Annotated in this window: 27 protein-coding genes; 7 read left to right on the top strand and 20 right to left on the bottom strand. The window is 36.6% G+C overall.

What is annotated here, in order from left to right:
• Positions 1-78 precede the first annotated feature (78 nt).
• The 10 genes from JR347_RS15330 to JR347_RS15285 all read right to left on the bottom strand — a co-directional run bounded on the left by JR347_RS15330 (position 79) and on the right by JR347_RS15285 (position 10900).
• A complete protein-coding gene (locus tag JR347_RS15330; RefSeq protein ID WP_205721466.1) occupies positions 79-513 on the bottom strand; it encodes a hypothetical protein in 435 nt (144 codons plus the stop codon).
• A 3-nt stretch (positions 514-516) separates the two neighbouring features.
• The gene (locus tag JR347_RS15325; RefSeq protein ID WP_205721465.1) at positions 517-891 is read right to left on the bottom strand and encodes a DUF3127 domain-containing protein; all 375 of its coding nucleotides are present in this window, start codon (positions 889-891) and stop codon (positions 517-519) included.
• 171 nt (positions 892-1062) lie between these two features.
• Positions 1063-3141 carry a ComEA family DNA-binding protein gene (locus JR347_RS15320; protein WP_205721464.1) on the bottom strand — a complete coding sequence of 693 codons (2079 nt, stop codon included), beginning with the start codon at positions 3139-3141 and terminating at the stop codon, positions 1063-1065.
• Entirely contained in the window at positions 3138-3950 is an 813-nt protein-coding gene (locus JR347_RS15315) for a PorV/PorQ family protein (RefSeq protein WP_205721463.1), read from the bottom strand. Before JR347_RS15315 ends, JR347_RS15320 begins: the two co-directional genes overlap by 4 nt.
• Positions 3951-4009: 59 nt before the next feature.
• Positions 4010-5428 (bottom strand): POTRA domain-containing protein, encoded by a 1419-nt coding sequence (locus JR347_RS15310; RefSeq protein WP_205721462.1) that lies wholly within the window; start codon positions 5426-5428, stop codon positions 4010-4012.
• A 105-nt stretch (positions 5429-5533) separates the two neighbouring features.
• Positions 5534-6718, bottom strand: a complete 1185-nt coding sequence (locus tag JR347_RS15305; RefSeq protein ID WP_205721461.1) for a prolipoprotein diacylglyceryl transferase — start codon at positions 6716-6718, stop codon at positions 5534-5536.
• A gap of 67 nt (positions 6719-6785) precedes the next feature.
• Complete coding sequence (nadE, locus tag JR347_RS15300) at positions 6786-8636, bottom strand: NAD(+) synthase (RefSeq protein WP_205721460.1); 1851 nt, start codon at positions 8634-8636, stop codon at positions 6786-6788.
• The gene (gene rnc / locus JR347_RS15295; RefSeq protein ID WP_205721459.1) at positions 8633-9385 is read right to left on the bottom strand and encodes a ribonuclease III; all 753 of its coding nucleotides are present in this window, start codon (positions 9383-9385) and stop codon (positions 8633-8635) included. Before rnc ends, nadE begins: the two co-directional genes overlap by 4 nt.
• On the bottom strand, positions 9385-10632 hold the full coding sequence (gene fabF / locus JR347_RS15290; RefSeq protein WP_205721458.1) for a beta-ketoacyl-ACP synthase II: 1248 nt from the start codon (positions 10630-10632) through the stop codon (positions 9385-9387). The genes rnc and fabF overlap by 1 nt, the downstream gene beginning before the upstream one ends.
• Before the next feature lie 31 nt (positions 10633-10663).
• Complete coding sequence (locus JR347_RS15285) at positions 10664-10900, bottom strand: acyl carrier protein (protein WP_143396709.1); 237 nt, start codon at positions 10898-10900, stop codon at positions 10664-10666.
• A gap of 150 nt (positions 10901-11050) precedes the next feature.
• Here JR347_RS15285 and JR347_RS15280 point away from each other — a divergent pair, with 150 nt between their 5' ends.
• On the top strand, positions 11051-11470 hold the full coding sequence (locus JR347_RS15280) for an IPExxxVDY family protein (protein ID WP_205721457.1): 420 nt from the start codon (positions 11051-11053) through the stop codon (positions 11468-11470).
• Positions 11471-11472: 2 nt separating this feature from the next.
• Positions 11473-12903: a pyruvate kinase gene (pyk, locus tag JR347_RS15275; protein WP_205721456.1), complete on the top strand. Its 1431-nt coding sequence runs from the start codon at positions 11473-11475 to the stop codon at positions 12901-12903.
• Here pyk and JR347_RS15270 read toward each other — a convergent pair whose 3' ends face one another.
• The 5 genes from JR347_RS15270 to JR347_RS15250 are packed head-to-tail and all read right to left on the bottom strand — an operon-like array spanning position 12904 to position 18188.
• Positions 12904-14430 carry an NFACT RNA binding domain-containing protein gene (locus JR347_RS15270; protein WP_205721455.1) on the bottom strand — a complete coding sequence of 509 codons (1527 nt, stop codon included), beginning with the start codon at positions 14428-14430 and terminating at the stop codon, positions 12904-12906. It abuts the gene before it with no gap.
• The gene (locus JR347_RS15265; protein ID WP_205721454.1) at positions 14430-15194 is read right to left on the bottom strand and encodes an MBL fold metallo-hydrolase; all 765 of its coding nucleotides are present in this window, start codon (positions 15192-15194) and stop codon (positions 14430-14432) included. Before JR347_RS15265 ends, JR347_RS15270 begins: the two co-directional genes overlap by 1 nt.
• Positions 15191-15466: a hypothetical protein gene (locus tag JR347_RS15260; RefSeq protein WP_205721453.1), complete on the bottom strand. Its 276-nt coding sequence runs from the start codon at positions 15464-15466 to the stop codon at positions 15191-15193. Before JR347_RS15260 ends, JR347_RS15265 begins: the two co-directional genes overlap by 4 nt.
• A complete protein-coding gene (locus JR347_RS15255) occupies positions 15467-15835 on the bottom strand; it encodes a response regulator (RefSeq protein ID WP_205721452.1) in 369 nt (122 codons plus the stop codon).
• Between the two features lie 13 nt (positions 15836-15848).
• Positions 15849-18188, bottom strand: a complete 2340-nt coding sequence (locus JR347_RS15250) for a response regulator (protein ID WP_205721451.1) — start codon at positions 18186-18188, stop codon at positions 15849-15851.
• Between the two features lie 68 nt (positions 18189-18256).
• Here JR347_RS15250 and miaA point away from each other — a divergent pair, with 68 nt between their 5' ends.
• Complete coding sequence (gene miaA / locus JR347_RS15245; RefSeq protein WP_205721450.1) at positions 18257-19171, top strand: tRNA (adenosine(37)-N6)-dimethylallyltransferase MiaA; 915 nt, start codon at positions 18257-18259, stop codon at positions 19169-19171.
• A 51-nt stretch (positions 19172-19222) separates the two neighbouring features.
• Complete coding sequence (locus JR347_RS15240; protein WP_205721449.1) at positions 19223-19765, top strand: thioredoxin family protein; 543 nt, start codon at positions 19223-19225, stop codon at positions 19763-19765.
• Here JR347_RS15240 and JR347_RS15235 read toward each other — a convergent pair whose 3' ends face one another.
• Genes JR347_RS15235 through JR347_RS15220 form a run of 4 tightly spaced genes read right to left on the bottom strand, consistent with a single transcriptional unit; the run spans position 19766 to position 21830 of the window.
• Positions 19766-20368 carry a trimeric intracellular cation channel family protein gene (locus JR347_RS15235; protein ID WP_205721448.1) on the bottom strand — a complete coding sequence of 201 codons (603 nt, stop codon included), beginning with the start codon at positions 20366-20368 and terminating at the stop codon, positions 19766-19768.
• A gap of 4 nt (positions 20369-20372) precedes the next feature.
• Positions 20373-20927, bottom strand: a complete 555-nt coding sequence (locus tag JR347_RS15230) for a hypothetical protein (protein ID WP_205721447.1) — start codon at positions 20925-20927, stop codon at positions 20373-20375.
• Positions 20893-21129, bottom strand: coding sequence for a hypothetical protein (locus tag JR347_RS15225; RefSeq protein ID WP_205721446.1), 237 nt, complete (start codon positions 21127-21129; stop codon positions 20893-20895). The genes JR347_RS15230 and JR347_RS15225 overlap by 35 nt, the downstream gene beginning before the upstream one ends.
• A complete protein-coding gene (locus JR347_RS15220; RefSeq protein WP_205721445.1) occupies positions 21129-21830 on the bottom strand; it encodes an RNA polymerase sigma factor in 702 nt (233 codons plus the stop codon). The genes JR347_RS15225 and JR347_RS15220 overlap by 1 nt, the downstream gene beginning before the upstream one ends.
• 225 nt (positions 21831-22055) lie before the next feature.
• On the opposite strand from JR347_RS15220, the gene JR347_RS15215 reads away from it, so the two are divergent.
• The gene (locus JR347_RS15215; RefSeq protein WP_205721444.1) at positions 22056-22484 is read left to right on the top strand and encodes an FKBP-type peptidyl-prolyl cis-trans isomerase; all 429 of its coding nucleotides are present in this window, start codon (positions 22056-22058) and stop codon (positions 22482-22484) included.
• Between the two features lie 66 nt (positions 22485-22550).
• Here the strand turns inward: JR347_RS15215 and trxA are convergent, their stop codons facing one another.
• A complete protein-coding gene (trxA, locus tag JR347_RS15210) occupies positions 22551-22874 on the bottom strand; it encodes a thioredoxin (protein ID WP_205721443.1) in 324 nt (107 codons plus the stop codon).
• 295 nt (positions 22875-23169) lie between these two features.
• On the opposite strand from trxA, the gene JR347_RS15205 reads away from it, so the two are divergent.
• Together JR347_RS15205 and JR347_RS15200 are read left to right on the top strand one after the other, a co-directional pair.
• Complete coding sequence (locus JR347_RS15205) at positions 23170-23502, top strand: PadR family transcriptional regulator (RefSeq protein WP_205721442.1); 333 nt, start codon at positions 23170-23172, stop codon at positions 23500-23502.
• Positions 23502-26111 carry an ABC transporter permease gene (locus JR347_RS15200; protein ID WP_205721441.1) on the top strand — a complete coding sequence of 870 codons (2610 nt, stop codon included), beginning with the start codon at positions 23502-23504 and terminating at the stop codon, positions 26109-26111. The genes JR347_RS15205 and JR347_RS15200 overlap by 1 nt, the downstream gene beginning before the upstream one ends.
• The last annotated feature ends 36 nt before the right edge of the window (positions 26112-26147 follow it).

Genomic DNA, 26147 nt, shown 5'->3' with positions numbered 1-26147 from the left:
TAATTAATGATTTCAATAAATATAATTGCCTACACGACTAAGTGAAAGTTCAATTCTATGAAGAGCAAATAAGGTAGATTAATTCTTTGTCCAATCGTCTGATGACGAAACGCCTAACTGGCCAGATTTATATTCCATGATGAAATCAAGCAACACTTCTTTCTGACAGCCTTGAAATTTAGTTTCACCGGTACTTTTAAATAAGATAGGGTAGGACATTCCATATTCTCTGGTAAACTGGACTACTTTATCATTTTCATCAATCAGAAAACCCCATTCTATTTGAATTGGTTGCTTTTTACATGAAGCAGGAGCAAAGCCAAAAACATCGTAGTGATAAATACCGGTTCCATCTTGTTTTAGCTCTAAATAACCGGACTTTCTTCCTTTGTAGGTACCGTAAAACTTTGAATCAACGTCAAAGGTAGTTCTCACTTCAGAACCATTGTATTCCATGATTCTAAAATCATTAGCAGCAATGAAAAGAAGCGCAACTATAAAAAAGGCCTTCATTGATTAAAAAGGTAAGTCATCTTCGTTCTCAGAAATCCATCCTGGCTCTTCTAAAGATGGTTCTGCTGAAGGTGGAGGCGTTGCACCAGTGCCACCAGATGAAGCACCTTCTATTTTCCAAGCTTGTAATGAGTTAAAGTATTTAACACCGCCTTTTGGATCATTCCACTTTCTGCCTTTCAAATTAAAGTAAACATCCACTTCATCGCCCACTTTATAAGAGTCAAGCAAGTTGCACTTATCCTGTATGGCCTCAAATTTCACAAATTCAGGGTATTGAGGATTTTCAGCATATTCAACAACGAATTCACGTTTTTGAAATGTGTTAGTTACTTGTTGGGTGTCTGAGATTTCAAGAAGTTTTCCTTTAATGTTCATGGGTGATCTGTAAAATTTTGAATTAAAAGCAAAGGTAGTATTCGATTTATATAATCGTAACCATTCACTTGTTTTTTCTAAAAATAGCCTTGAATACAAGTATGAAAATGATGCCACCTATGGCTATAGCTAATAGTGTTTGTGAGTCGATAAGATCTACTGCATGCATGGTTAAAAGTTTATTCGTGCTTGAATTCGTATATCTGTTTTAATATTACCATCTATCTGTTTGTTACCCGAACTTATAACATCCCGATCGCGATAATGAGTTCGGGCATATTTGGCCCAAAAGGTAAGCTTTCTTGTTGGTTTGTACTGCACAACTACATATTGTCTGGTGCCAATACCATTATATGCCGGTACTGAAAATGCATACAATACATCTCGTTCATAAGCATACTGAGCATTGTTGAAGTCATCAGTTTCAAAAAGAGCGATTCGGCCACTTATTTTAAACTTTCCAAAATCCAGATTGGCATCTTGCCAAATAGCGAAACCTTCAGTTTGTCTGGAATTAAAATCATAAGAGCTCCATTGTACTCTACTCTTAAATGAGAGAATGTCATTGGCTGGGAAATCAACACTCACAAGGTAGTTTCTTTTAACTGCTTCTAATGGGAATCGAATTAACTCATCACTTTCTGTGCTGGGTAAGTTGTTAGCTTTTGATTCTTCACGGAATTGGCCAGTTAGAATAATGGAACGTGTTGGTTTGTAGGTAATTCTTGAGAGATATTCATATCCGCTCGATGGTGCGTTGATATTGGAACGAAGCCATGGGAAACTAAAAGAATCAAAATAGGCTGTGGCAATTAACTTCCGGCTGAACGTATATTTTAGCCCCCAATACCAGCCACTTTCATTGATATTTCTGGTTGACTCACCAAAGGCATTACCATAGAAGGTATGAAAGTCTTTTTCATAATTTCTTATTACAACAGATGTTTCAAGTTTTGATGTGATACTACCAATCATACCCGCAACTAATCCAAATCCACCACTTTTTGATGTTGCTACCTCACCAAAAACATTAAAGTTTTGCCAGCTATAATCACCAAAAATACTTCCTGTGTAATTAGATGTGCCCTTAAATTCAAAGGCATTATAAAGTCTATCTGCTCGCTGAAGATTTTGGCTTAATTCGGTGACTAAAATATTGGCTCCTAAGCTGTATTTAGCTGCTCTATCTGAATAAAGTAATGCGCCACCATAATTTACTTCCTCAACTGTATTTCTGTTACGAATTTCTGATTCCGTTCTATGAAAGCCAGATTGTTGTATGGAGGTGATAAAATCTTCTCGCTCTACAGTATCCGCTTGTATGTTAGCATCCTGATTTAAGGAAGAGAAAAAACCAGTTACTTCCAGTTTATCGGTAATGGCATAAGTTGCTGCACCTCCTCGAAAGAAGTTAGTTTCAATTACCGAGGTGTAAGGACGAATACCCAGATTAGATCTTCTTACCGTTGTGATTGTCTCTGCGCCTTTACCTACATTAAATCCAGAGCCAAAAACTAAACTCTGACCAAACTGCATCTGATAGTCACCAAGAATAATATTCTTGAACTTACCCTGGTTCATTAACTGTATATGGCCACTATAAAAGTCAGCACCGTATTGTTTATTGGAGGGGTCCCAGGCTAATTCTTCCCCTGCATCTTTCTCGGCTGTAAAGCCAATACTAAAGTCATTAATATGGCTTGTGCGGAAACGAGTATATATTTTACCAGGTCCACCTACGTAGTTGGAGTTGCCCAAACTATCTGTAGGTTTAAAACCTCGCTTTTCCTCTAACGTTGTCTCATAGCGAATGAGAAGGTAGTTATTATCCTCTTCAGCAATTCTTCTCCACAAGCTGCGGCTATCAGCATTAAGGCCAGATTCTCTGACAATAACAAAAGGCAGTAATTTATTTATTGTGATGAGATCAAAGTCAGGTATAGCCTGGAGTTCGTAAATGCTTAAGAGCTTACCATTTTTAGCAGTATAGTTAAAAAATGATTGAATCTGACTTTCATTCAGAATAAATAAGGACCTTAATTCCTCTTCACTTGTATTATTTAGGTTAATAGGATCGGAATAAAATAATAGCAAAGTTTCAAATAATTCTTCTGAAGAAACATCTCCATTTTGCACTGCGAATATTTCTTCGATAAAGCGTTCGAGGTCGATATCTGGTCGGTTAAATTCTTGTGCAGAGATTATGTTACACAGAAGAAAAACCAATGCTAGTGTGACCCAACCTCTCATTCTTTAATGGTATATGAAAGTGCCGCCTGATGGCTGAAGCCCAATGTGTTGTCCCAGGTTAACGCATAGTCAATGGCTAACTTTTGACTTATAAATCCAAGACCAAAATAGTTGGTGAATTCATTCGTGCTAACTCCGGTTCTTGCAAAAAACTTTTCTAGAAATTTATACTCTAATCCGGCTTTAAAGCGAGCGTCAAAGTCAATATCTTTCTCAACTTCGGTTGTCAGGTTTAATCTTTCATTGGCCTGATAGCCTAGGCCTGCATACAATATGGTTGGGGCTCGCTCATCGTTGATAGTTGATATTTGAGCTTGGTTAATGTTTCTTATATAAGCACCAAATCTAATTTGTTCTGTAAGGGTGGCGGTACCTCCAAAGTCTAAAGTAACAATACCTTGCGTGCCTAAACCCTCAATATTATATTGTAAATAGTTAGCGCGAAAACCCAGAGAGGCAATTCCAAAGCTATTGGCATAAGCAAGGCTGGCTATTTGTTCGCTGTACAAATCATCCCCAAACTTAAATGCAGAAATGCCTAATGTGCCGATGGGTAAGTTGGTAATGAATCCTGCTCCTAAACTATTCAATCCACTTATTCCATACCTGTTAGTAAAGGCACTAAAAGCAACTGTTTTTTTATTTCTACCTAAACCGCCAGGGTTATAAAATAATCCCCATTGATCGTTAATGGTGCTGTAGGCATTGCCCATGGCTACAGGCCGTGCCCCTAATTCATTGATACCATTTTGTCCGTAAGTAAGTAGTGGTAGACAAGCGAGAAAAAAAATAATAGGGAGTAATTTCACACAGACATATTTTAGAGTGTAAAATTGAAATATTCTACTTCTAAATCAATAACTCAATACTAAAATTCTTTTTTAAAGTGCAGAAAAAATCCGGACTCTTGTTCGCGGTTAAATGAATATTCTAACCTAATCACTGAATCATAGTAAGATACAAAGTCGATACCAAATCCTGTACCAAATAAGTACCTATCAGAAAGGGTAGTATTGAGTTCATAGTTTTCAAAATTCTCTACATAGCCCATATCGTAATATGTTTTAATGTAGATGTCCAAAGGCATTTTTCTGAATTGCTCAATGGGCAGTGGCCTCAGGTTAAATACTTTTGAAAAAATACGTTTTTTGAAAGTAGATCGGTTCAAACCAAAGCTCTTTCCCTCAATCAGATAGAGTTCATAGCCACGTACAAAATCTCTTCTTCTACCCAGGCCTTCATAAATATTATAAGGTTGATTATCCAGGAAACTGGCAAATGCCGATGTGTAGTTTGAGAAGTAAAAATTGTTGCCTAAATCCACATACTTAAAGTAGCCGGCTTGGATAGTAAATCTGTTCACATCATCAAAGAACCCAAGGCCTTCCTTAATCACTTGCAGCTCCATCTTTGTGCCTTTTAAAGGATAAGAAGCGAAGTCACGTTTATCATAGGTGAAGAAATAAGATAATTCAGCATATTTCTGGGTTGTGGCGTCCTGAGCGTAGTACTCCGGGTTAATTATTGAAACAGTATCTGTTACTTCATTTTCGTAGTAAGTAAAATTCAGATTATGAACGCTATAGAATGATCTGCGATACATGTAACCAGCAGTATATTCCTTGGTAATCCGCAATGTTTCATCTGAGTCCAGAAACAGTTGTTTGTGATTTTCGGTGCGCACTGCAATGTTTTTATTCTCTGCATAATCATAATTTAAAAACATTCCATGGCGTTTGTTTTTATCCAGATAGGGTACTTTGTATGTTAAGCCAAATTTTTGTGTGTAACCCAGCTGCAATAACAATCTGAGGGTTTCATTTCTACCTCGAAAGTTGTTCTTGTAGATATTAACTCCATAATTGGTTCTGCTTAAATCCCGGTCTTGGTTTTGCCACCAGTCATTAAAATTTCGGTCAACCAGGTCGAAAATTGGTACGGGGAATGTATACCACCGCTCCGTTACGGTTACCACAATGTCAACTGTGAAATCATCAAGGTATAGGATAGATAGGTTAACAGTATTAAATAGGCGTGTATTAAGTAGTTTGCTTTTATCAAGCTCAAGAACAGCCTCTAAATCACTTTTGTAGATGGTTTGACCTTTCTCTACATTGAGTTCCCGAAAGATAATTTCTTCTTTCGTTTTTTTATTACCGATGATGAAAACAGCATCAATATAAAGGGGAATGTCTTTTTCCTGAATGGTCGTATCTTGGCTATTCTGCACAGAATCTTGCAGTGGATTTAATATGCCTAAAAAGAGTGATAATAATAATGCCGACATCTACAGCCTTCTCCAACCATTGTTAAAACGCAGGATAATATAAAAATTATAATTATCCAGTCTGCGAATTTAAAGAAAAGCCAACTAAATGTATAATGCCGAAGTTTATTCAATAGTTTCAGGGCCATTTTTTAAGGCTCTGACCAGAATAAAAATGCCAGCTAAAATAAGTGGTATACTTAGTATCTGACCCATATTTAAGGCCATTCCATCCTCAAAAGCTACCTGATTTTCTTTAAATAATTCGTGAACAAATCGTAAACCAAATAGGATGATTAAGAATAGTCCAAGTAAAAGACCGGCCGGGGTTTTGGCTTTGTATCTTGTCCAGATAAAAAAGAGCAGGAAGCAGAGCATCAATGTTGTGAAGGATTCATAAAACTGTGTTGGGTGCCTGACTATGCCTAGTGCGGCAACATCAGCACTGAATGTACCATCAGGGTTTTGATTCAATTGATATTCAATTGTATCCTCATCGCCCAAAGTGATATGCTCATTCACATAACTATAATTGGTAACAATTTCTGTGAATCGGCCATCAATATATCTTTTTAAGCTTTCTTCATTTAGTATTTCGGGCTGATCTTTAAACTCAAGGTGTACAGTTACAGGCGCATAACCTTCTTCGCTTAATGGCTCATCCGCCTTTTTAGTAATACTTAATTCTTCAATGGGACTGGAATCGGAAATAAATACCTGTTCTACATTTTTGGCAAAAAGTACCCCAAAGTTTGACTTAGTTGGTAATCCATAAATTTCAGAATTCATGAAATTACCCATTCTTATCAGGCAACCGGTTAATGCAACGACTATTACTATTCGATCAACAACCTGAAGGTAGCTTTGTCCTGGGCGTGTTACTTTCTTAGCACTTATAGAAGTTGGTATTCCTATTAATCCTTTGATGATCCAGAAGAACTTAATCTTAATGTCGTATTTAGTATAAAGCCAGAGAGCAAATAAAATCCCAAAAGCTGCCCCATGGCTTGCTAAGCCACCTTCCCATACTTTCAATATGTCAATTGGGTTAGCCAGGTATTTATCCGGCTCATAAAAAAGCACATGACCTAATCTTGCACCAATAACAGTGGCAATGATCATATAGATAGTCAATGTTTCTACATCTTTTTCAGGCTTACCCTCTTTACGATACAGGTAAAACATAATTTGCTGACTTACTAAAAAGCCTAGTGCAAACAGTAATCCGTACCATCTTACGGGCCTATCAATAATTGGAATGGTGAAAAATTCTGGATCTACATTCCAGATTAGGTAGCTTAAAATTGACATGGCGCAAATGTAGTGAGTTCTAAGTTTTATGCTTCATTTGAAGCGATTAAATGCTCGTTAAATTTAATTAGCTGACTTTATTCAGCTCTTCCAACTCCTCTTCAAAGCCTTTAGATAGAATAGGAAAGCGGCACCAGGTACGTGGGTCAACATTAAAATCATCCAGATGGAAGGATGGCGCAATTCGCTCACGTTTCCATTGATTTCTGCTCCACAATCTGTAAAATTTCGCAATATGAGCCTTTAGTAAATCTGCTGACTCTAATTCTTTCGCTTTTAATTTAGTATAGACTTCAATAGGTGAATTATGTTCTCTAATGGCTAATCGCTCAATTTCCACAATAATATGGTAAGGCATGAGGTCAGCCTCATCGGTTTGAGTTTGTTCTAACGGTCGAAGTTCGGCTGAGGGAGCCAATGAATTTACGTGCCTCAGTGAAGAATAACCCAATTCTTTTTCTGCCCACTTTAGCCAGTGGATGATAAAGTATTTATCAACAGCGGCAATAGGAGAGATGCTGCCGCTGGTATCACCATCCATTGTTGCATAGCCTACATCCCCTTCGCTTCTGTTAGATGTAGTAAGAAGTAAATTATTTTTGATATTGGCCATCATCCAAATGATAGGTGAGCGTGATCTGGCCTGTATATTTTGTAAAGCGATATCATCGGTTTCCCAACTTAATTTTCTGCCAAGGGCCTTTTCAATTTTTGATGTATATGAACCTACTTCTTCGTCAATTGTCCAATGGTAGAACTTTGCTCCAATTTCATCTGCCAATTCTTTGGCCGAATTAAGTGTGTCGGTACTCGAATTTTTTGTACCCTGATAGGCGCAACTTAACAGTTGACTACATATTTCTTTAGAACTAGTGTCTATCGATTTGCTCGAGGTCTGTAATTCTAATCCGGACTTCTTTTTAAATTCTTCTAACCCCAACTCTTGAATTCCGCGCCTCACCATTTCAGAAACTAGAATAGCAATTGTGGAGGAATCTGCACCGCCACTCAAAGAAAGGGTAAAGCCTTTACTTCTACTTTTCCTCAAATAATCGAAAAGAGCGAGTGATGCGGCTTGAGCAAACTCTTCATTTTTATTTGATTTAGCGATATCATTTCTCGTATGTAAGATCTTGTCTGGTTCAACATCAGCATACAGAAAATTGGTATTTTTAAATGATAGTAATGAATTACGCTGAATATGTCTCCCGTTTTGTGCGATCATCATTTCGCCATCATAGATCATTCTGCCAGCCTCATTCCCTAATAAATTGGAGTATACATAAGTGCATTTAAAGTCTATAGAGCTGTTTATTATAAGCTTTTGACGATCTTCAGTTTTGCCAAAAGCAAAATGGCTGGCACTCGGGTTTAATATCAGGTTTACTCCTCGCTCTACTAATCTACACGCAGGCCGGTCCTGTCGCCAGGCATCTTCGCAGATTTCAAAGCCTATTTTCCAATTCTTGTAGTCGTAAGTGATATCACCAATTTCATAGTCAGAACCATTAATTTTGAGTTGAGATATTCTGCCTGATTGCCATGGAATAAACCACCTGGGTTCGTAGTGCACACCGTCTAACGCCATATTTTGCTTGGCATAGAAGCCTACAATTTCTGCATTGTTTATGAGGCATGCACAGTTATAGTTTTGTTTTTGAAACTTAATTGGTAACCCAATAGCCACCAATAAACCCTTACACTCTGGGATTATTTTTAACAGCTCTTCAAGTGCTCTTTCGTATAACCAGTTGCTGAGAAATAAATCTTCGCAGCCATAGCCTGTAATACATAGTTCAGGCAGGCAGAGTAACTCAACGTTGTTCTGTTTGGCCTCTCTAATGGCCTCAATTATATTGTGGGTGTTCCCCTTCCAATCAAGCGGGGTTTGATTTACTGTTGCGGTGCCTATTCTCATTCCTTCTCTATTAAACCCAGAAGCTGCAGTGTCTTTTTTGCTGCATCTTGCTCTGCTTTCTTTTTGCTAAAACCATAACCCTGTCCCTTCTTTTCTTCACTCACAGTTACTTCAGCTGTAAATTCCTTATGTCTTCCTTCGGTTTTAATATGTATAATCTCAAATTCTATTGAATGGTTTTCTTTTTGTGCCCATTCAATCAATTTACTTTTAAAATTAACATCCGATTCTACAATATTCTGTATGTCGAAATACGGAATTATCAGTTTCTCAATGATGAACGATTTGCAAAAACTGAAGCCACGATCTAAATATACAGCACCCACCAGGGCCTCTAATGTATCACCATAAAGCGATTTATGAGAAAGTTTACTCGAATGGTTTTTATCATATTGGATTATGCTATCTAATCCAATTCTTTTGCCTAGTGTGTTGAGAGATTCTCTATTTACAATTCGGGACCTAATTTCAGTAAGAAAGCCTTCATCCTTAAATGGATACTTTTTAAATAGATAATCAGCAATTGCAGCACCTAAAATGGCATCTCCCAAGTATTCCAGTCTTTCATTAGACTCTTTATAACCACGATTGTCAACGTTGGCTACAGAAGAGTGAAGTGTAGCTAAACGATAGAGATATAAATTTAAAGGCTTACTACCTACAATTGTTTCAATTGCGGTAATAAGCCTTTTATCTGTATTAGATTTTCTTTTAAATGTGTTTAAAAAGCGCTTCGCAGCACGATACACTAGTCTTCCAGTTTACGGAAAATAATAGATGTGTTATGTCCACCGAAACCAAATGTGTTACTTAATGCCACCTTAATCTCTCTTTCTTGAGCTTTATTGAAGGTCAAGTTTAATTTATTATCAAGGTTTTCATCATCAGTAAAATGATTGATTGTTGGAGGGACTAAACTGTTTTCCATGGCTTTGATACAAGCTACAGCCTCAATGGCACCGGCAGCACCTAATAGGTGACCTGTCATAGATTTAGTAGAGCTTATATTCAAATTATATGCGTGATCACCAAAGATTTTTTTGATAGCCAACGTTTCGCTTACATCTCCTAATGGAGTTGAAGTACCATGAACATTAATGTAATCAACTTCTTCTGGTTTGATGTTAGCATCAGCCAGAGCGTTTTTCATTACGTTAGTTGCACCTAACCCTTCTGGATGTGGCGCTGTAATATGATAAGCATCAGCTGACATTCCACCACCGATAAGTTCTGCATAGATTTTAGCTCCTCTTGCTTTGGCGTGTTCATACTCTTCTAAAATAAGAGCTGCAGCGCCTTCTCCTAATACGAAGCCGTCTCTATCTTTATCGAATGGTCTGGAAGCTGTTTCCGGAGAATCATTTCTTTCAGAAAGAGCTTTCATTGCATTGAAACCACCTATACCTGCTTCAGTTACTGCAGCTTCACTACCACCAGATATCGCTATATCCATATGTCCTAAGCGGATATAATTCATAGCATCAATCAATGCATTGGTAGCGGAAGCACACGCAGAAACAGTGACAAAGTTAGGTCCTCTAAATGCGTATTTGATAGAAATATAACCGGCACTTATATCGGCAATCATCTTTGGTATAAAGAATGGATTAAACCTTGGAGTGTTATCGTTATTCGCATAACTCTTAACTTCCTCCTGGAATGTCATTAACCCTCCGATACCTGATCCCCAGATTACACCAGCTCTATCATTATCTATAGATTCTAAATCTAGCTTAGAATCTTGCATAGCCTCTTCTGCAACCACAAGAGCATATTGAGTGAAAGGATCCATTTTACGGGCTTCCTTTCTGTCGAAGTGGTCTTCAGCGTTGAAGTTTTTTACCTCGCAGGCAAACTTCGTTCTAAATTTTTCGGCATCAAATCTCGTGATAGGAGCAGCACCACTTACCCCATTTTTTAAACCATTCCAATAATCATTGGCATTGCTTCCAATGGGCGTAAGTGCACCAATTCCTGTAACTACTACTCTTCTCATAGAATAAGTTGAGTGAGGCTTATAAATTAAATTATTTTACGTTTTCTTCTAAGTAAGAGATTGCTTGTCCTACAGTGGCAATATTCTCAGCCTGATCATCAGGGATAGAAATGTTAAATTCCTTTTCAAACTCCATGATAAGTTCTACTGTATCTAATGAATCAGCTCCTAAGTCGTTTGTGAAGCTTGCTTCTGGAGTAACCTCAGATTCTTCTACTCCTAACTTATCGATGATGATTGATTTAACTTTTTGTGCTATTTCAGACATGTGTTTAATGATTTAGTTAAAATATCTGCAAAGAAATACATTAATGGTTTAATGTCAAACAATTTTTTGAAAGTTATTGCCTGCTATTATTTAGCCAAGAATAGTTAAAAAAACTTAAAACTTCACTCTAATTTTGGGATAATTGAAAGTATGAAGAAGACGAAGCTAATTGTAGATTTTGAATATGACTTTGAGTTGTTGGGAATTACATCGTCAGCCAAGTTTCATAAGCTGTGTTGGTCTATTAACCAGGGCTTGCATACACACCTCAAAAAAATTGAGGATCATGTAGCTCATGATAAGACAGGGAGAGACATGCTAATAATGAATGCCAAACACGAAGATGAGAGTTGTGAAATTTACCTTTATAAGAATAAATCTCCGGACAATGAGAGTCAGTTGATATTACCGGAATTACCTCACTTTGATTATGTACTGAAAATTATTGGCCGTTTTCAAACGTTTGCGTCAGAAGAAGTACTAAAACAATTACGCGAAGTGAAATACATTGAATATATTGCCGAGATTTCAATAGATAAACTTAAATCTAAAGACAACTTTTTGCATTAATTATGAGAGAGGAAATACTTTTCAACAAGACAAAAGTTATAGCAACAGTAGGGCCGGCATCCAATACGAAAGATAAGTTGCGCAAGTTGATTGAAGCCGGGGTGGATATATTCAGACTTAATTTTTCCCACGGAACTCATGAAGATCATGCAAAAGTGATAAAATATGTTCGTGAGCTGAATGAAGAATTAGATACATGTATTTGTTTACTTCAAGATTTACAAGGGCCCAAAATTAGAGTAGGAGAGGTTGAAAAAGGAACGAAAATTAAAAAGGGACAAAAGCTTACCATCACGAATAAAGAAATGGTAGGCAATGCCTCCAAGGTTAGCACAGTTTATCAGAATTTGGTTAGTGATGTGAGCATAGGCGATATGATCCTGATTGATGACGGTAAAATAGAGTTAAAAGTTGTAGAAAAGTCAGGTGAAGATGTTGTAACTGAGGTTGTATTTGGGGGTAAATTAAAGTCAAGAAAAGGCATTAACTTACCTTTTACAAAGGTGTCTGCTCCTTCATTAACAGAAAAAGACCTAAAAGATTTAGAGTTTGGTATTGCTAATGACCTTGATTGGATTGCCCTCTCTTTTGTACGTTCAGAAAAAGACATTATAGACCTTAGGAAACGCATTAAAAAGGCTGGTAAAAACTGTAGAATCATTGCCAAAATTGAGAAGCCTGAGGCCATTAAAAATATTGAGTCAATTATAGAGGCTACGGATGGAATTATGGTGGCTCGTGGCGATTTAGGTGTTGAGATTTACATGGAAGAGGTACCCATGGCGCAAAAGCGTATAGTTCAAATGTGTAATCGTGCTGCCAAACCTGTGATTATCGCTACCCAGATGATGGAAAGTATGATCGAAAACCCTCGACCTACAAGAGCAGAAACCAATGACGTGGCCAATGCAGTGATGGATGGTGCTGACGCACTAATGCTTTCAGCTGAAACAGCTGCAGGTTTATATCCAGTGGAGGTAATTAAAAGTATGGTTAAAACCATTACAAGCGTTGAGGCTCAGGCTGATCTTTATTTCAAGCACGAGTTACCTGATAGGGATGACGAGCTTTTCTTAAATAACACATTAGTATTAGCATCTGCTCGATTGGCAAAAGCTTCTCGTGCAAAAGCAATAGTAGGTATGACTGCTTCAGGTTATACTGCCTTTAAATTAGCTTCTCATAGACCAAAGGCAAATATTTTTATTTTCACTAGCAATCGACCATTATTAAATACCATGAATTTAATTTGGGGTGTTAGGGGCTACTATTACGATAAGGAAGTATCTACTGATGATACATTCGCTGATATTGAAGAGATACTTAAGGAGAAGGGCCATATTGCTAAAGGCGATGTGTTCATTACCACTGCCAGTATGCCTATTCATGCAAGAGGGAGAACTAACACGGTTAAATTGAATGTGGTAGAATAACTACCACTTCATGGGTTCAACCAAAAGGACTTCTAATTCTTTATCGACAACAACTGCTCCGGGAGGATCACCTTTTCGTTTTCGTACGAATTTTCGGGGAGTAACGATTACAGGGCAAAGCGTATCGGTTTTTCGTTTAGAAAAATAGCCTGCAAGCTGTGCAGCCTTCTCTTTAACTTCCGAAGGGATTACTTTGCCAGCTTGATGCTTGATTAATACGTGAGAACCAGAGACATCCTTCGCATGAAGCCACAGATCATCTTTAAAGCCCAACTGAATTAGTTTATCGTTCGACTGTGCATTCTTTCCAACCCAAATTTTAAATCCATTCCAATCAAACTCATTATAGGGTAAATTCAAACTAGGTTCTTTAACAGGTTTATTAGTTGAGATGAAATTCTTCAAATCTTTGAAATCAGTAGTTGCTTCTATTTCTCTAATTTCATTTTCTAAAACGAGAACCTGTTTTTCCTTTAGCGCGATATTTTTTTGTAGTGTTTTAATTTCTACATCTTGGTTCTTGGCCTTTCGGTAATATAATTCAGCGTTTTTTTGGGGTGATAGTGTTCTTTTTAACTTGATCTTAACAGGCTGATTTGTATAAAAATCAGTTAACTCAACTTCAGTCATTCCTTCTTTAAGAGTATGTAAGTTGGCCATTAGTAAATCACCAAAAACTCTGTAGCTGGCGTTATTTTGTATTTCTTTTAGCTTACCCTCTGTTTTTTTTATATAGGACCGTGACTTTTTTAATAACGTCTGGCGTTTAGCTATTTCTGCACTCTTAGATTTATTGAAATGATGCGATGATATGTATGTATTAAAGAAATAATTTAGCGCATCAACTGGGCTATTGAATACTTTTCCGTTCTCGATCGGAACCATTGAAAGCTCTAAATGGGTTACATAGAATGTAGGCTCTTCCAGTTCATTTAAAAGTTCTTGAAGTTTAACCCACCGATCTTCTATTTCAGAAAGACCATTGATCGATTTCTCATAGTAAAGTTGAAGAGTCTTGTTAAACGTTGGGAAGAGCAATTTATAATTGCCGTTTAATTCAATAAATCGCTCAAAGCTTTGATCAATTTCTCTGTGAAGTTCATCGGGTATAATATTGAAGTCGTTCTCTAACCTGTTAATGAAGAGTTTTTCAACGTTGTTATTCTTTGCCAAAAGAATGTTCGACCTGTTACCATGTAGTTTGAAAATGAGGGAATAACCAGAAGCTAATGTTAGATTAAAGGCCCTTTCATTTTTATACAACTCAACCTTAGTTATTGTATCGTTTTCAATTTCACTAAATAGATTAACACTGTTTTTACGCGCCCTATGGAATTCAATAGGAAATGATAAGCAACAAAATGATGGTGAGAAATGAGCTTTAATATAAAGCGGATTGTTGCCTTTTACTACCTCAATTATTAATTCATCTTTATTCTGAGAAAACAGCTCTTTAATTACACCACCAACCAGTTTATTGGCAAGCTCATTGGTTAGATGTTTTAGAAAGTAATAATTGTTTTGCACTAAATGTTGATAGTTAATCCATCATGTGCAATGATAACATTTTCAGGGAGTTCATTTTCAACTTCGCCATGTAGTCCTAGCTTATGACTTATATGCGTGAAATACGTTGTTTCAGCTCCGAGCTCCTCAGCAATTTGAATGGCTTCTTCTAGGTTAAAATGTGAAATGTGTTTGTCTTTTTGGAGTGCATTTATCACCACCACTTTAGATCCTATTATTTTAAGCCGTTCTTCGTCAGAAATATAATTCGCATCAGTTATATAGGTAAAATCCTTAACTCTGAAGCCCAGTACTGGCAACTTGTAATGCATTACTTCTATTGGAATAAATTCTACTCCTTCAATAATAAAATTCTTTTCTTTAGAAATTGAGTTTGTTCCTATCTGAGGCACGCCAGGGTATTTTTTATTATTAAATACATAGCTAAACTCCATTTTTAGCTGGTCCAACACTCTTTCATGAGCGTAAATAGGCATTTCTTTATTTTGAAGAAAATTAAATGACCTAACATCATCCATGCCTGCGGTATGATCTTTATGCTCGTGTGTGAAAATGACTGCATCTAACCTTTTCACTTTTTCTCTCAACATCTGCTGGCGGAAGTCAGGCCCGGTATCAATTACGAAACTCTTTTCATCAACTTCTATGTGAACTGATGTTCTAAGTCTCTTATTCCTAAAATCCAGCGACTGGCATACCTCACACTCACAGCCAATGACAGGAACCCCCTGAGAAGTGCCGGTGCCGAGAAATGTTACTTTCAAAGCTCTAATTTGGTTTGAGCGAGTTCATAATACAGTTTTTGGTTCTTCTCGCTAAGAGAAGACTTATCAATATCAATGGTTTTGAGGATATCTAAAAGACAATTGATTTTTCCGTCTGTGGCAAAAAACTTATTAACGATAATTATTTTGGTGTCTTTCAGAATGCACCATCCTGAATTGAAATTTCCTCTTTCATAACGTAAGATGTAATCTGTTTCTGCGAGGAGATCTTCAAGTTTATTTAGAAAATGCTTAGAGTATTTTACACTCATTTATGCATATTTTTTTACCGCCTTTACCAAAGCATCGTAGTCCAGAGGTTTAATCAGATAATCATTGATACCCACCTCGTCAAAATCAGTTTTAGAATAGTTTTTATAATTACCTGAAATGGCAATAATAGGAGTAGAGGCCTTTTTCTTATCAGAAAGTTGTCTGATCTTTTTTGCTAAATCCATACCGCTTACTTCTGGTAAAATGATGTCCAGAACAATAACGTCAAAATCGTTATTTTCTATTTCACCCATAACTTTAGCACCGGTTTTTACACCCACTAAATCGTAGCCCTGTCCGTTAAAAATTTTCTTTGATAAAGTTTGAATTACCGGACTATCATCTGCTAATAAAATCTTCTTTGCCATTACAAAATAATAATTAGAACTGTTTGATTGCGATTTTAAATTCGGAATATAGATTTTGCAATTCCTCTAAGTTACTTTCAAAAATATGATAATTTTTCTTTTTAACTTCTTCCTCCATGTATTCCGCCCAAAAGGCTATTTTTTGCACTCCTAGCGTTCCTGCATTGCCTTTTAATGTATGCAATATAACCAAAATATCTTCAAAATTGTTGCGCGAAAATTCCTCCTTTAAACTAGCTACTTGCGATTTGCATTCGTTATTAAATTCATTCAGTGTCTCTACAACCATTTCTTTGCCACCGAATTTCATTAAATTCTCTAGTGTGTTAAAATCCAAGGTGTTCAGTGATGACTTTAAATGCTTCTTTTTCGATTTTTTTGCAGTTGGATGTTCATCATCTGTCCACTTTTTAACGGTGTACACTAAAGACTCTGGCAGTATGGGTTTGGAAATGTAATCGTCCATTCCGGAAGAAAGGTACTTTTCACGGTCGCCAGCCATGGAGTAGGCTGTCATGGCAATAATTGGAGTGTTTTTATTTAGGTCAATTTTTCTAATTCTTTTAGACGTTTCAACGCCATCTAAATCTGGCATTTGTATGTCCATAAAAATTAGATCGAACTTTTCTTTGCTTGCTGATTTCACAGCTTTTTTACCGTTATTGATGGATGTAACTCTGCAACCGGATTTTCTAAGAATTTCGGAGGCGATTTGCAGATTAACACTGTTATCATCCACCACTAGCACATTCGATTGGGTAGACAATGAAACTTCTTCATTTAACTCGCTAACATCGGCAGAGGCCGATATTTCTATTGAATCGAATGTGAACCAAAATTTAGAGCCTTTGGGGTTATTGTTCTCAACTTCTATGTCACCACCCATCAGTTCAACAAGCTTTTTGGAAATATAAAGGCCAAGCCCGGTACCTTTGTATGATTTACTTGTGGAACTATCCAGTTGAGAAAAGCTTTTGAAAAGGTGCTTCCGGCTTGATTCTTCAATTCCAATACCTGTATCAAGCACCTGACCTTTTAACTTCAATCCGCCTTTCTTTTTCTCTTTTTCTACAGTTAAACTAACTCTAATTGACCCCTCTTCAGCAGTGAATTTGATGGCATTAGAAATTAGGTTTGAAAACACTTGCATTAACTTGATTTCATCTGCCAATATATTTTCTGGGATCTTATTGCCAATTTCAAAGCTCAGACTAATGTTATTTCGCTCAGCTTCGTATTGATAGAGCGTTTTTAATTTTTCGAAAAACTTTTGTGTGTTTACAACGGAGTTTTTTAACTCCATTTTACCCGCCTCAATTTTAGATAAATCCAAAAGATCATTGAGTACACCCATTAGGATGTCAGCCGAGCTTTTTAAGGATATGAATCGTTCCAGATTTTCTCGGTTCAGGTCTTTCTCATCAATGAGGTTGATCATTCCTATTATTCCATTCAAAGGGGTTTTAATTTCATGACTCATGTTGGCCAGAAATCGTTCTTTTACTTTTAACGATTTTTCGGCTACCTCCTTGGAGAACTGAAGCTCTTCATTCGTCTTTTTTAATTCTGTAATATCCCTGGCAACACCTTCAATATATTGAGGTTTACCTTTGTGTGAAATAATTCTAATGTTACATATACAAGGTATCACCTTGCCTGATTTATGGATGATGCCTGTTTCAAAGTTCCTTACGCTACCATTAGATATAAGGTCTCTTAATAATGATTTTATTTTAATATTGTAGATGTAATAATTGGTGGCATTTTTGCCAATCATCTTCTTTTCATCATAGCCTAAAATATCTTTCACAGATGGGCTGAGCATCGTAATATTCCCTTTGAAATTCGTTCTGAAGTATAGGTCTTGAAAAGATTCAAATATGTTTCTGAATTTCTCCTCGCTACTTTTTAGCTTTTTTCTGGATTCAGTTTTTTCAGTGATATCGTATGCAACACCAGATATTGCAATAATCTCAATGTCGTTATCATAAACAGGGTTCAGAAATACTTCTTTCCATTCATTTCCACTCTCAGTTTTTATTTGAACTTCGAGATTAACACGTTCTCCTTTTAAAATTTTTCTGTACTTATTTTGCCAGAAAGTCTCAGCTTTAGATGATCTTAATTTGCCATCTTTTTCGTAGTAAATTTTGCTGGACGTACTGGTTGGAAGGAAATAGTGGAAGTAATTTTGATTAAAAGAAACTAGTTGGCCATCAATATCCACAGTCCATACAATTAAGTTACCACTTTCAAGTATGGCAGTAGAATAAGCGGTGCGCTGTTTTTCATCCTTCAAAGCTTCTTCAAGCTTTCTTATCTCTTGTTTTAGTTCCTCTTCAGTATGATTCATCCAACTAATATCTTCTCAAATCTAAATTATGCCTTTGACATTATCGAAATTTAAATTCTTATTTGCTCATGCCCACTGATTTAAGGTATTTAATTTGTGTTTTTGGCCCCACGGCCATCGGAAAGACAGCACTGTCCATAGATCTGGCAAAGTGGTTGAATACAGAAATAATTTCCTGTGACTCCAGACAATTTTTTAAAGAAATGTCGATTGGAACAGCCAAACCTGCAAAAGAAGAACTTGCAGAAGTAAAACATCATTTTATTAATAGTCACTCAATTGAAGAAGAGTTTTCGGCAGGAGACTTTGAAAAAAGTATTTTAGACCTTACTGAGAGATTATTTCAAAACAGCCAATGTATAATCATGACTGGTGGGTCGGGATTATACCTCAGAGCCGTAACCGATGGTTTACCCGATATGCCTGAAATAAATTCAGGAATAAGGGAAGAATTAAAAGATAAGCTTAATCATGAGGGTTTAGAATCACTTTTAAGTGAGCTGAAGAGTGTTGATCCTGAATATTTTGAGGAGGTTGATAAAGACAATCCGCAAAGAGTGGTTAGGGGGTTAGAAGTTTATCGTGCAACGGGAAAACCATTTACTACCTTCAGGAGACAAAGCGTGGAAGAAAGACCATTTGAAATTCTGAAAATTGGTTTAGATATGGATAGGGATAAATTGTATGAGCGCATCAATATACGTGTTGATAAAATGATAGAAGATGGACTGCTCGATGAAGTGAAAAATCTTCAGCCTTATCGCAACAAACAGGCATTACAAACTGTGGGGTATAAGGAGGTTTTTTCATATTTGGATGGTGAGCATGACTTAGAAACAGCTATTGAACTTATAAAACGTAATACAAGAAGATATGCTAAACGCCAACTTACATGGTTTAGAAAGGAGGAGGATGTTCAATGGTTTCATCCAGGAGATTTAGCTGGTATTAAAGAGTTTATTGAATCCAGAATAAACAACTAAGAAATTATTTTTTCGTCTTATTGGTTATAGGTTAGTTATCTTTGAATAATCATGAATAAGAAATTATTAGTAGGCGCACTTGTTTTTGTAGGGTTGAGCTTAACATCGTTTAAAGCGGATGAAACTGTGGATGTTAATTGGCTCACCTTTGAAGAAGCTGTTGAGAAACTAAAAACTGAGAAGAAAAAAGTTTTTATCGATGTATATACTGACTGGTGTGGTTGGTGTAAAGTAATGGATAAGAATACCTTCAGTCAGCCTATCATAGCTCAATACTTGAACGAAAATTTCTATCCGGTAAAACTAGACGCTGAGCAAAAAGAAGATATCACCTTTAATGGAGTGACATATAAATTTGTTCCTAGTGGCAGAAATGGTTACCACCAACTGGCAGCGGCTTTATTGCAGAACAAATTAAGCTATCCGCAATTCGTGATTTTGAACGAAAAAATGGAGATCATTAACATTACTGCTGGGTATCAAAAGCCTGAGCCTTTTCACAAGATAATTTCTTTTTATAACGAAGATAGCTACGTTTCAAAAGAAGAGGCTGCCAAGTTTGAAAAAGAATATAAATCACCATTTTCGGAATAATCAGCGAATTTTAGGTATTGATAGATTGTACTTAATCGCAATCACTCTTATAGAGAATATCAAAGAAGTGGTGAGGATGTAGTTTAAATCAGTATTTAATCCCATTTTAGAAAGAACAAAGAAAAATAAAGCTCCGATGAGGCAAGCGGTAGCATAAATTTCCTTTCTAAAAATGAGTGGAATTTCATTGCATAGAATATCTCTAATAACTCCACCAATAACAGCAGAAACTACACCCATAGAAATAGCCATGGAAGGACTCAGCCCATAGCTGAATGCTTTTTCCATACCACTAATGGTAAATAGAGCTATTCCAATACTATCAAAAATGAATATGGTACGCTTTAACTCCACAATGTATTTTCTGAAGATGATTGTTACAGGTACTGCAAGAATAATTGCCACTCCATAATGCACATTCGTAATCCAAGCCACTGGTGTGGCGCCTATGAGCAGGTCTCTTACCGTACCCCCTCCAACGGCAGTTACACATGCTATAACTGAAGCTCCGAAGAGGTCCATTTCTTTTTTAGCTGCCAACCGCAGCCCGCTAATGGCAAAAACAAAGGTTCCTATTAAATCTAATGCGTATAATAAATTCACTCAGCTAATTAATGCTGAATTCGGAGAATAAAAAATAAAAGAACATGATATTTCTCCATTCTTCATCTTGCTGGAACTCGAACCGCTTATCGTCATGCGCCTTTTCAATGCTTATTCTTTTATTGTTGATATACTCCAAAATGGTCATACCATCGTGCGGGTCTTTAAATTCTAAATATAGTGACAGGCGATTGTTTGGCCCTACAATGTTTGCAAATTCCCGAAAGTTACTTTGCACCACCTGGCGCAGAATACCCCCCTTTTCGAACTTTTCTGTTTGGCTGCAGTAACATTGTTCTGCATACTTTTTGTGCCACTCTAATGACTTAGCCGCTTGATCTTCTGCTTGAAACTCTGTGCCTGCGGCTTGAATAATTAAAAGCTCAAGTTTAGATGGTGCCAATTGATCTGACGGTGGTGGGTTTCGTGCTGCATCGCAGAGTGAAGCCACAAATTGATCGGTTAAGTTGTTTTCGGGTGTGTATATAGTTACTTCTTGCGCATAAGTTGCTGAAACAACAATGCTAAAGAGTAATATGATTAGCAGCTTCTGAATCATTACCAAATAATAATAACAAGAGGAAGATGATAATAATTACAATGTATACGAGTTTCTTTTTCTCATAAACAAACATGTAGCGTATTCCGGAAGTGCTATAGTACTTTCTATAGTTATCCATTAAGCTATTAAAATCTCTGTAGCTGTGTATTACATCTAATGATGGAATATCGGGGTCTATTTTTACTTTAATACGTGACATTATTGTTCGTATTTAATGTTTTCTGACAATTTCTTTAATTTCTTTAAAATGCGGTACGTTTTTACTTTAGCATTCACCTCACTAGTACTTAACAGGTATCCTATTTCTTTAAAAGAACGATTCTCAAAGAATCTTAATTCTATAAACTGAATTTCATCTTCATTCAATTGTTCGAGTAAAACGGGTATTAGAACATGTGGGTCTATTAATGGTTCTGAATAATCTATTTCACTCACTAGCTGATCTAAATGACCGCTTTGGATACTTACTGATCGGGTAAATCTTGCTTCGTTTCTAAAAAATAAATTCACCTCGTTGATAGTAATTTTGTATAACCAGGCTGAAAATGGAACACCCATGAATTTGAATTTCCCAATATTTTTTAAGCACTTCAGAAATATGCGTGAAGTCAGTTCTGCGGTTACATCAAGATTATCAACACGCTTATTTACGAACAAGAAAATCTGATCATAGTACTTGATATATATTTTAGCGAAGTGCTCAGGGTTTTTCTGACATTTTTTTATGACTTCCAGCTCTTCAGTAATTTCTTCTTTTGTTAAGTGATAATCAGAATTTATTAAAGACTCGGCAAATAATACAGATTTAGCAAGATAAGTATTTGCAACAGAATACAAATGGCAGACATAGCAGTAAAGTATGTAGGCCTTTGAGTATGTGTATTTGCTACTAACTATCATTTAATCTAATTTAAAAATATCCGGCCAACGGCTGTCCATTTCCGAGGCCGGATATCACCGCCTTTACAATGTCTCACGAACATTGTTTAGAAATGAAGTACCCTTATAATGCAGGAGTTAGAAAAAGGTACACATTTTATAGCTAATTTTTTTTTGGGTCATTAATGGCTACCTTTGCAGCCCTTGAAAAACAAGGGATTATAATAGAACAAAAAGTAAAAAATTATGTCTGAAGCAAAAAAAGGGGACAAAGTTAAAGTACATTACACAGGTAAATTAAACGATGGATCAGTATTTGATTCTTCTGTTGAAAGAGAGCCCCTTGAATTTGAATTAGGAGCAGGAATGATGATAGCAGGGTTTGATAAAGCTGTGCATGGAATGAAAATTGGCGATAAAAAAACAGCGGAAATACCTTCTAAAGAAGCATATGGTGAGAGAAATGATGATATGATTGTTTCGGTACCTAAAGCACAATTACCGCCTGATTTAAGCCCATCGGTGGGTCAGCAGCTAAGTATGCAACAGCCGTCAGGACAAGCGATTCCTGTTGTTGTTACATCAATTGACGAAGAAAACATTGAAATAGACGCAAATCATCCACTAGCTGGAAAAGATTTGACATTTGAAATTGAGCTAGTTGAAATAGTTTAATTAAAATTAAGCCCATAAAAAAAGCCTCTGCATTGTAGAGGCTTTTTTGTTGCTTGTGATTTATAGTTACGCTAATTGTGCATCAAGTTTTTGAGCTAACACTCCTTTAGGAACTGCTCCAACTTGTTTGTCAACAATTTCACCGCCTTTGAAAACCAATAGGGTAGGGATGCTTCTGATTCCAAATTTTACAGGAATATTTGGGTTTTCATCCACATTCATTTTACCAATAACGGCTTTTCCGTCATATTCACCAGCTAACTCTTCAACAACGGGTCCGATCATTTTACATGGTCCGCACCATTCAGCCCAAAAATCAACTAGTACTGGTTTATCGCTATTGACGATTTCGTCAAAATTTGAATCTGTAATTTCAATTGCTTTGCTCATTATATTTTATTTATAAATTGAAAATCCTTTTTGCAGTCAAAACGCAAATGTATACAATTTTGGTTCTCTCATACCAGTAGATTATACATAATTAATATCAATTGTCTCATAGAGGATAGTTATGCTTATCAGTTAGTTAGCTATTTAAGCATTTTAGTTGACTGATGTCTTGCTCGTTATTTTGTAAACTGATTCAGACGATTTTGTAGATGGAAAAGATTATTTTATCTACAAAATTGAATTTAATGAAACCTTATTATCTACATTTACGAATAATATGTAAATCTAAGTTTAAATGAAAGGAACAAATTTAGGAGAGTTTGAAGAGTTGGTAATGCTGGCGATAGGAGTGCTTCATCCAAAGGCTTATGGAGTATCCATTAAAGATGAGATAACAGATAGGTCCGGTAGGAGTGTAACACTTAGTGCTGTACATGCTTCACTACACAGGTTAGAAGAAAAGGGTTTTTTAGAAAGTGAATTTGGCGAGGCATCGAATAAAAGAGGTGGGAAAAGGAAAAAGTATTTCTTCATCACTGCGTATGGTGCTAAGGCTCTGGAAGAAGTGAAAGAACTAAGAGAGCAACTTTGGGCAGACATGAATAAAGTGGCATTAAACAATAGCTAATGTCTGGTCTGAAACATATTAACCCACCCTCATTGCCGCAGCGCTTTCTGCAATGGTTCTGCAAACCAGAGCTCTTGGAAATGATTGAAGGTGACCTGGAAGAGGAGTTTTACAATAAAGCCGAACAGAGCTCTATAAAAGCAAAATGGTATTATACAATTGAAGTTATTCGCTTCTTCAAGCCATTTGCAATCAAGAAAATTTTCAAAAATAAATCAGGAATTATGGGAATGAATGCAAACTACCTGAAGGTAGCTATTAGAGGATTTAAAAATGACAAAACCAATATGGTTTTGAGTTTGGTGGGTTTGATTGTGGCGCTTACATGCGCAATGGTTATTTATACTATTGTTAATTACCAACTCAGCTACGATGGATTTCACGAAAAGTCAGATCGCATTTTTCGCATAAACTATGATGAAACTAAAAACCCAAGAAGCGATAGAATTCTACCTACTGTTGGCCCACCGCTAGGCCCGGCCATTAAAGAGTTTTTCCCTGAAGTTGAGGCTTCAGTAAGGTTCAGATATACACCAAATCAAATAGTTACTTATCGTGATAATCAGTTTTATGAAGAAAAGATATTTTATGTTGACCCTTCGGTATTAACAGTATTTTCTTATCCATTAGCAAAGGGAAATCCGGAAAACGCACTGGATAAAAAGAATAGCATTATTCTCACAGCGCCAATGGCTAAAAAATATTTTGGTAATGATAACCCAATCGGAAAAATATTGGACGTTGGAGAAATTCCTTTAGAAGTTACCGGTGTGTTTGAAGAAATACCATCGAATACTCACTTTCCTTTTGATTTTATCCGGCCATTCGATGCGTTTGAAGTTCCGTACGGCTACCCGGTAACATTAGACGATTGGGGTTGGATATCATTTCATACCTATGTTTTGCTGAAAGAAGGGGCGGATTATAAGGCATTAGAAGCCAAACTTCCTGAGTTTGCTAAAACACATTTTGAAGAAGAGCGGCTGAACGCTTTTGATTACAAGCTACAGCCTTTAAATGAGATTTACTTTAGTGGTATTCACACTGAAGTTCATAAAGTTGGTAATTACTCTTATGTCTATGTGCTTTCTTGTGTAGGTATTTTATTGCTGGTTTTAGCTGCATTTAACTTTACCAACATTTCTACTGCCAAATCATTAACCAGAGCATTAGAAACAGGTGTTCGTAAGGCAATGGGATCATCAAAGAATGCTTTATGGTGGAGATATTTATTGGAACCGCTAGTTCTTACTCTATTATCTGTTGTAGTTGGCTTATTACTATTACCATTCTTACTGGAACAAGCACAAGCCAGTTTAGGTGTGGAATATTTACTCACCAATGAATTGTACATAGAAGTGGCCTTACTTTTCGTTCCTCTGGCATTATTTATTGGGTTTGTGTCTGGTATATACCCAGCGTTTATAATGTCTTCTTTCAATCCATCTACTGTTTTAAAAGGATCGATGAAAACAGGGCAAAAGGGTTCTGTTCTAAGAACCACTTTAGTAACTGTTCAATTTGCCATTACATCCGCCTTGCTGATTGGTAGTTTTATAATTTCAAGCCAGATTAACTTTATGCTAAATAAAGATCTGGGATTTGATAAAGAAGAACTGGCAGTATTACAGATGCCCGGTGAAGTTTTACAAAGGTATTTTGAGCCTCTGAAAACAAAACTGATGCAAAACCCGAATGTGTCAGGAGTAACGATGGCGGGCGGACGACTTGATGGTGACACTGGGAGTGGCCCAATTGCTATGGAAGGTGTAGATGAACCGGTTCCTATGGCAATTAATGCTATTGGCGATGATTTTTTTAAGATTATTGGAGTTAAGGTATTGGCAGGAAAAGAGTTCTCCAACACCAATGAATACGACAGTGCTCATGGAGTAATAATAAATGAAAGCGTTGCTAAAGTTTTTAACCTTACTCCTGAAGAAGCCATTGGAAAGCAAATTAGAGTAAGTGGTCAGCGAGAAGGCACAGTCATGGGAGTGGTCGAGAATTTTCATTTCACATCACTACACGACCAGATTCAGCCTTTAGTCCTAATTTATCCGCACACCAGACTCAGAAATATATACATGCGGGTGGAGGCTGGAAACCTACACGATGTAATTGTATCCATTGAAAATGATTGGAAGGAAGTTGTGCCGGAAGTACCTTTTGATTTAGTCATGCTAAATGATCATTTGCAATCACTTTACAAAAACGATATGCAGTTTGCAGGTATGGTTAAATTCTTCTCATGGGTAACCATCATTATAGCTATTGTTGGCTTATATGGTTTGATTACACTCATCTGCAAATACCGAATGAAAGAGGTGGGCATTAGAAAAGTGTTGGGTGCTTCAGTCGGATCTTTGATAGTTACTCTTTCCAAATCATTCACACTGTTTATACTGATAGCCAATATTATTACATGGCCCATTGTGTACTATTTTGCTGACAACTGGATTGATTCATTCGCTTATAAAATATCATTGAGTCCATTGTATTTTGTTTTAGGCTTAGTTATAACACTTTTCATTGCGGGCGTAACCTTGGTAATTCAGTCAGGTAAAGCTGCATTAGTAAATCCTGTAAAAACGCTACGTCAGGAATAATTGGTTTTCTGGCGCATGTATTTAACTGTTTAGTCA

It is taken from the genome of Fulvivirga lutea (genome assembly GCF_017068455.1).
Classification (GTDB): Bacteria; Bacteroidota; Bacteroidia; order Cytophagales; family Cyclobacteriaceae; genus Fulvivirga; species Fulvivirga lutea.
The sequence above is the reverse complement of the archived record's forward strand: the minus strand, read 5'-3'. Positions and strand labels throughout refer to the sequence as shown.

Excerpts from the sequence above, each read along its gene's own strand:
- JR347_RS15255 (WP_205721452.1), bottom strand. The coding sequence starts at position 15,835 with ATGGCAAAGAAGATTTTATTAGCAGATGATAGTCCGGTAATTCAAACT.
- JR347_RS15250 (WP_205721451.1), bottom strand. The coding sequence starts at position 18,188 with ATGAATCATACTGAAGAGGAACTAAAACAAGAGATAAGAAAGCTTGAA.
- JR347_RS15320 (WP_205721464.1), bottom strand. The coding sequence starts at position 3,141 with ATGAGAGGTTGGGTCACACTAGCATTGGTTTTTCTTCTGTGTAACATA.
- JR347_RS15260 (WP_205721453.1), bottom strand. The coding sequence starts at position 15,466 with ATGAGTGTAAAATACTCTAAGCATTTTCTAAATAAACTTGAAGATCTC.
- JR347_RS15285 (WP_143396709.1), bottom strand. The coding sequence starts at position 10,900 with ATGTCTGAAATAGCACAAAAAGTTAAATCAATCATCATCGATAAGTTA.
- fabF (WP_205721458.1), bottom strand. The coding sequence starts at position 10,632 with ATGAGAAGAGTAGTAGTTACAGGAATTGGTGCACTTACGCCCATTGGA.
- JR347_RS15280 (WP_205721457.1), top strand. The coding sequence starts at position 11,051 with ATGAAGAAGACGAAGCTAATTGTAGATTTTGAATATGACTTTGAGTTG.
- JR347_RS15325 (WP_205721465.1), bottom strand. The coding sequence starts at position 891 with ATGAACATTAAAGGAAAACTTCTTGAAATCTCAGACACCCAACAAGTA.
- JR347_RS15330 (WP_205721466.1), bottom strand. The coding sequence starts at position 513 with ATGAAGGCCTTTTTTATAGTTGCGCTTCTTTTCATTGCTGCTAATGAT.
- JR347_RS15240 (WP_205721449.1), top strand. The coding sequence starts at position 19,223 with ATGAATAAGAAATTATTAGTAGGCGCACTTGTTTTTGTAGGGTTGAGC.
- JR347_RS15220 (WP_205721445.1), bottom strand. The coding sequence starts at position 21,830 with ATGATAGTTAGTAGCAAATACACATACTCAAAGGCCTACATACTTTAC.
- JR347_RS15305 (WP_205721461.1), bottom strand. The coding sequence starts at position 6,718 with ATGTCAATTTTAAGCTACCTAATCTGGAATGTAGATCCAGAATTTTTC.
- trxA (WP_205721443.1), bottom strand. The coding sequence starts at position 22,874 with ATGAGCAAAGCAATTGAAATTACAGATTCAAATTTTGACGAAATCGTC.
- JR347_RS15225 (WP_205721446.1), bottom strand. The coding sequence starts at position 21,129 with ATGTCACGTATTAAAGTAAAAATAGACCCCGATATTCCATCATTAGAT.
- JR347_RS15215 (WP_205721444.1), top strand. The coding sequence starts at position 22,056 with ATGTCTGAAGCAAAAAAAGGGGACAAAGTTAAAGTACATTACACAGGT.
- pyk (WP_205721456.1), top strand. The coding sequence starts at position 11,473 with ATGAGAGAGGAAATACTTTTCAACAAGACAAAAGTTATAGCAACAGTA.
- JR347_RS15310 (WP_205721462.1), bottom strand. The coding sequence starts at position 5,428 with ATGTCGGCATTATTATTATCACTCTTTTTAGGCATATTAAATCCACTG.
- JR347_RS15205 (WP_205721442.1), top strand. The coding sequence starts at position 23,170 with ATGAAAGGAACAAATTTAGGAGAGTTTGAAGAGTTGGTAATGCTGGCG.
- nadE (WP_205721460.1), bottom strand. The coding sequence starts at position 8,636 with ATGAGAATAGGCACCGCAACAGTAAATCAAACCCCGCTTGATTGGAAG.
- JR347_RS15230 (WP_205721447.1), bottom strand. The coding sequence starts at position 20,927 with ATGATTCAGAAGCTGCTAATCATATTACTCTTTAGCATTGTTGTTTCA.
- JR347_RS15200 (WP_205721441.1), top strand. The coding sequence starts at position 23,502 with ATGTCTGGTCTGAAACATATTAACCCACCCTCATTGCCGCAGCGCTTT.
- miaA (WP_205721450.1), top strand. The coding sequence starts at position 18,257 with ATGCCCACTGATTTAAGGTATTTAATTTGTGTTTTTGGCCCCACGGCC.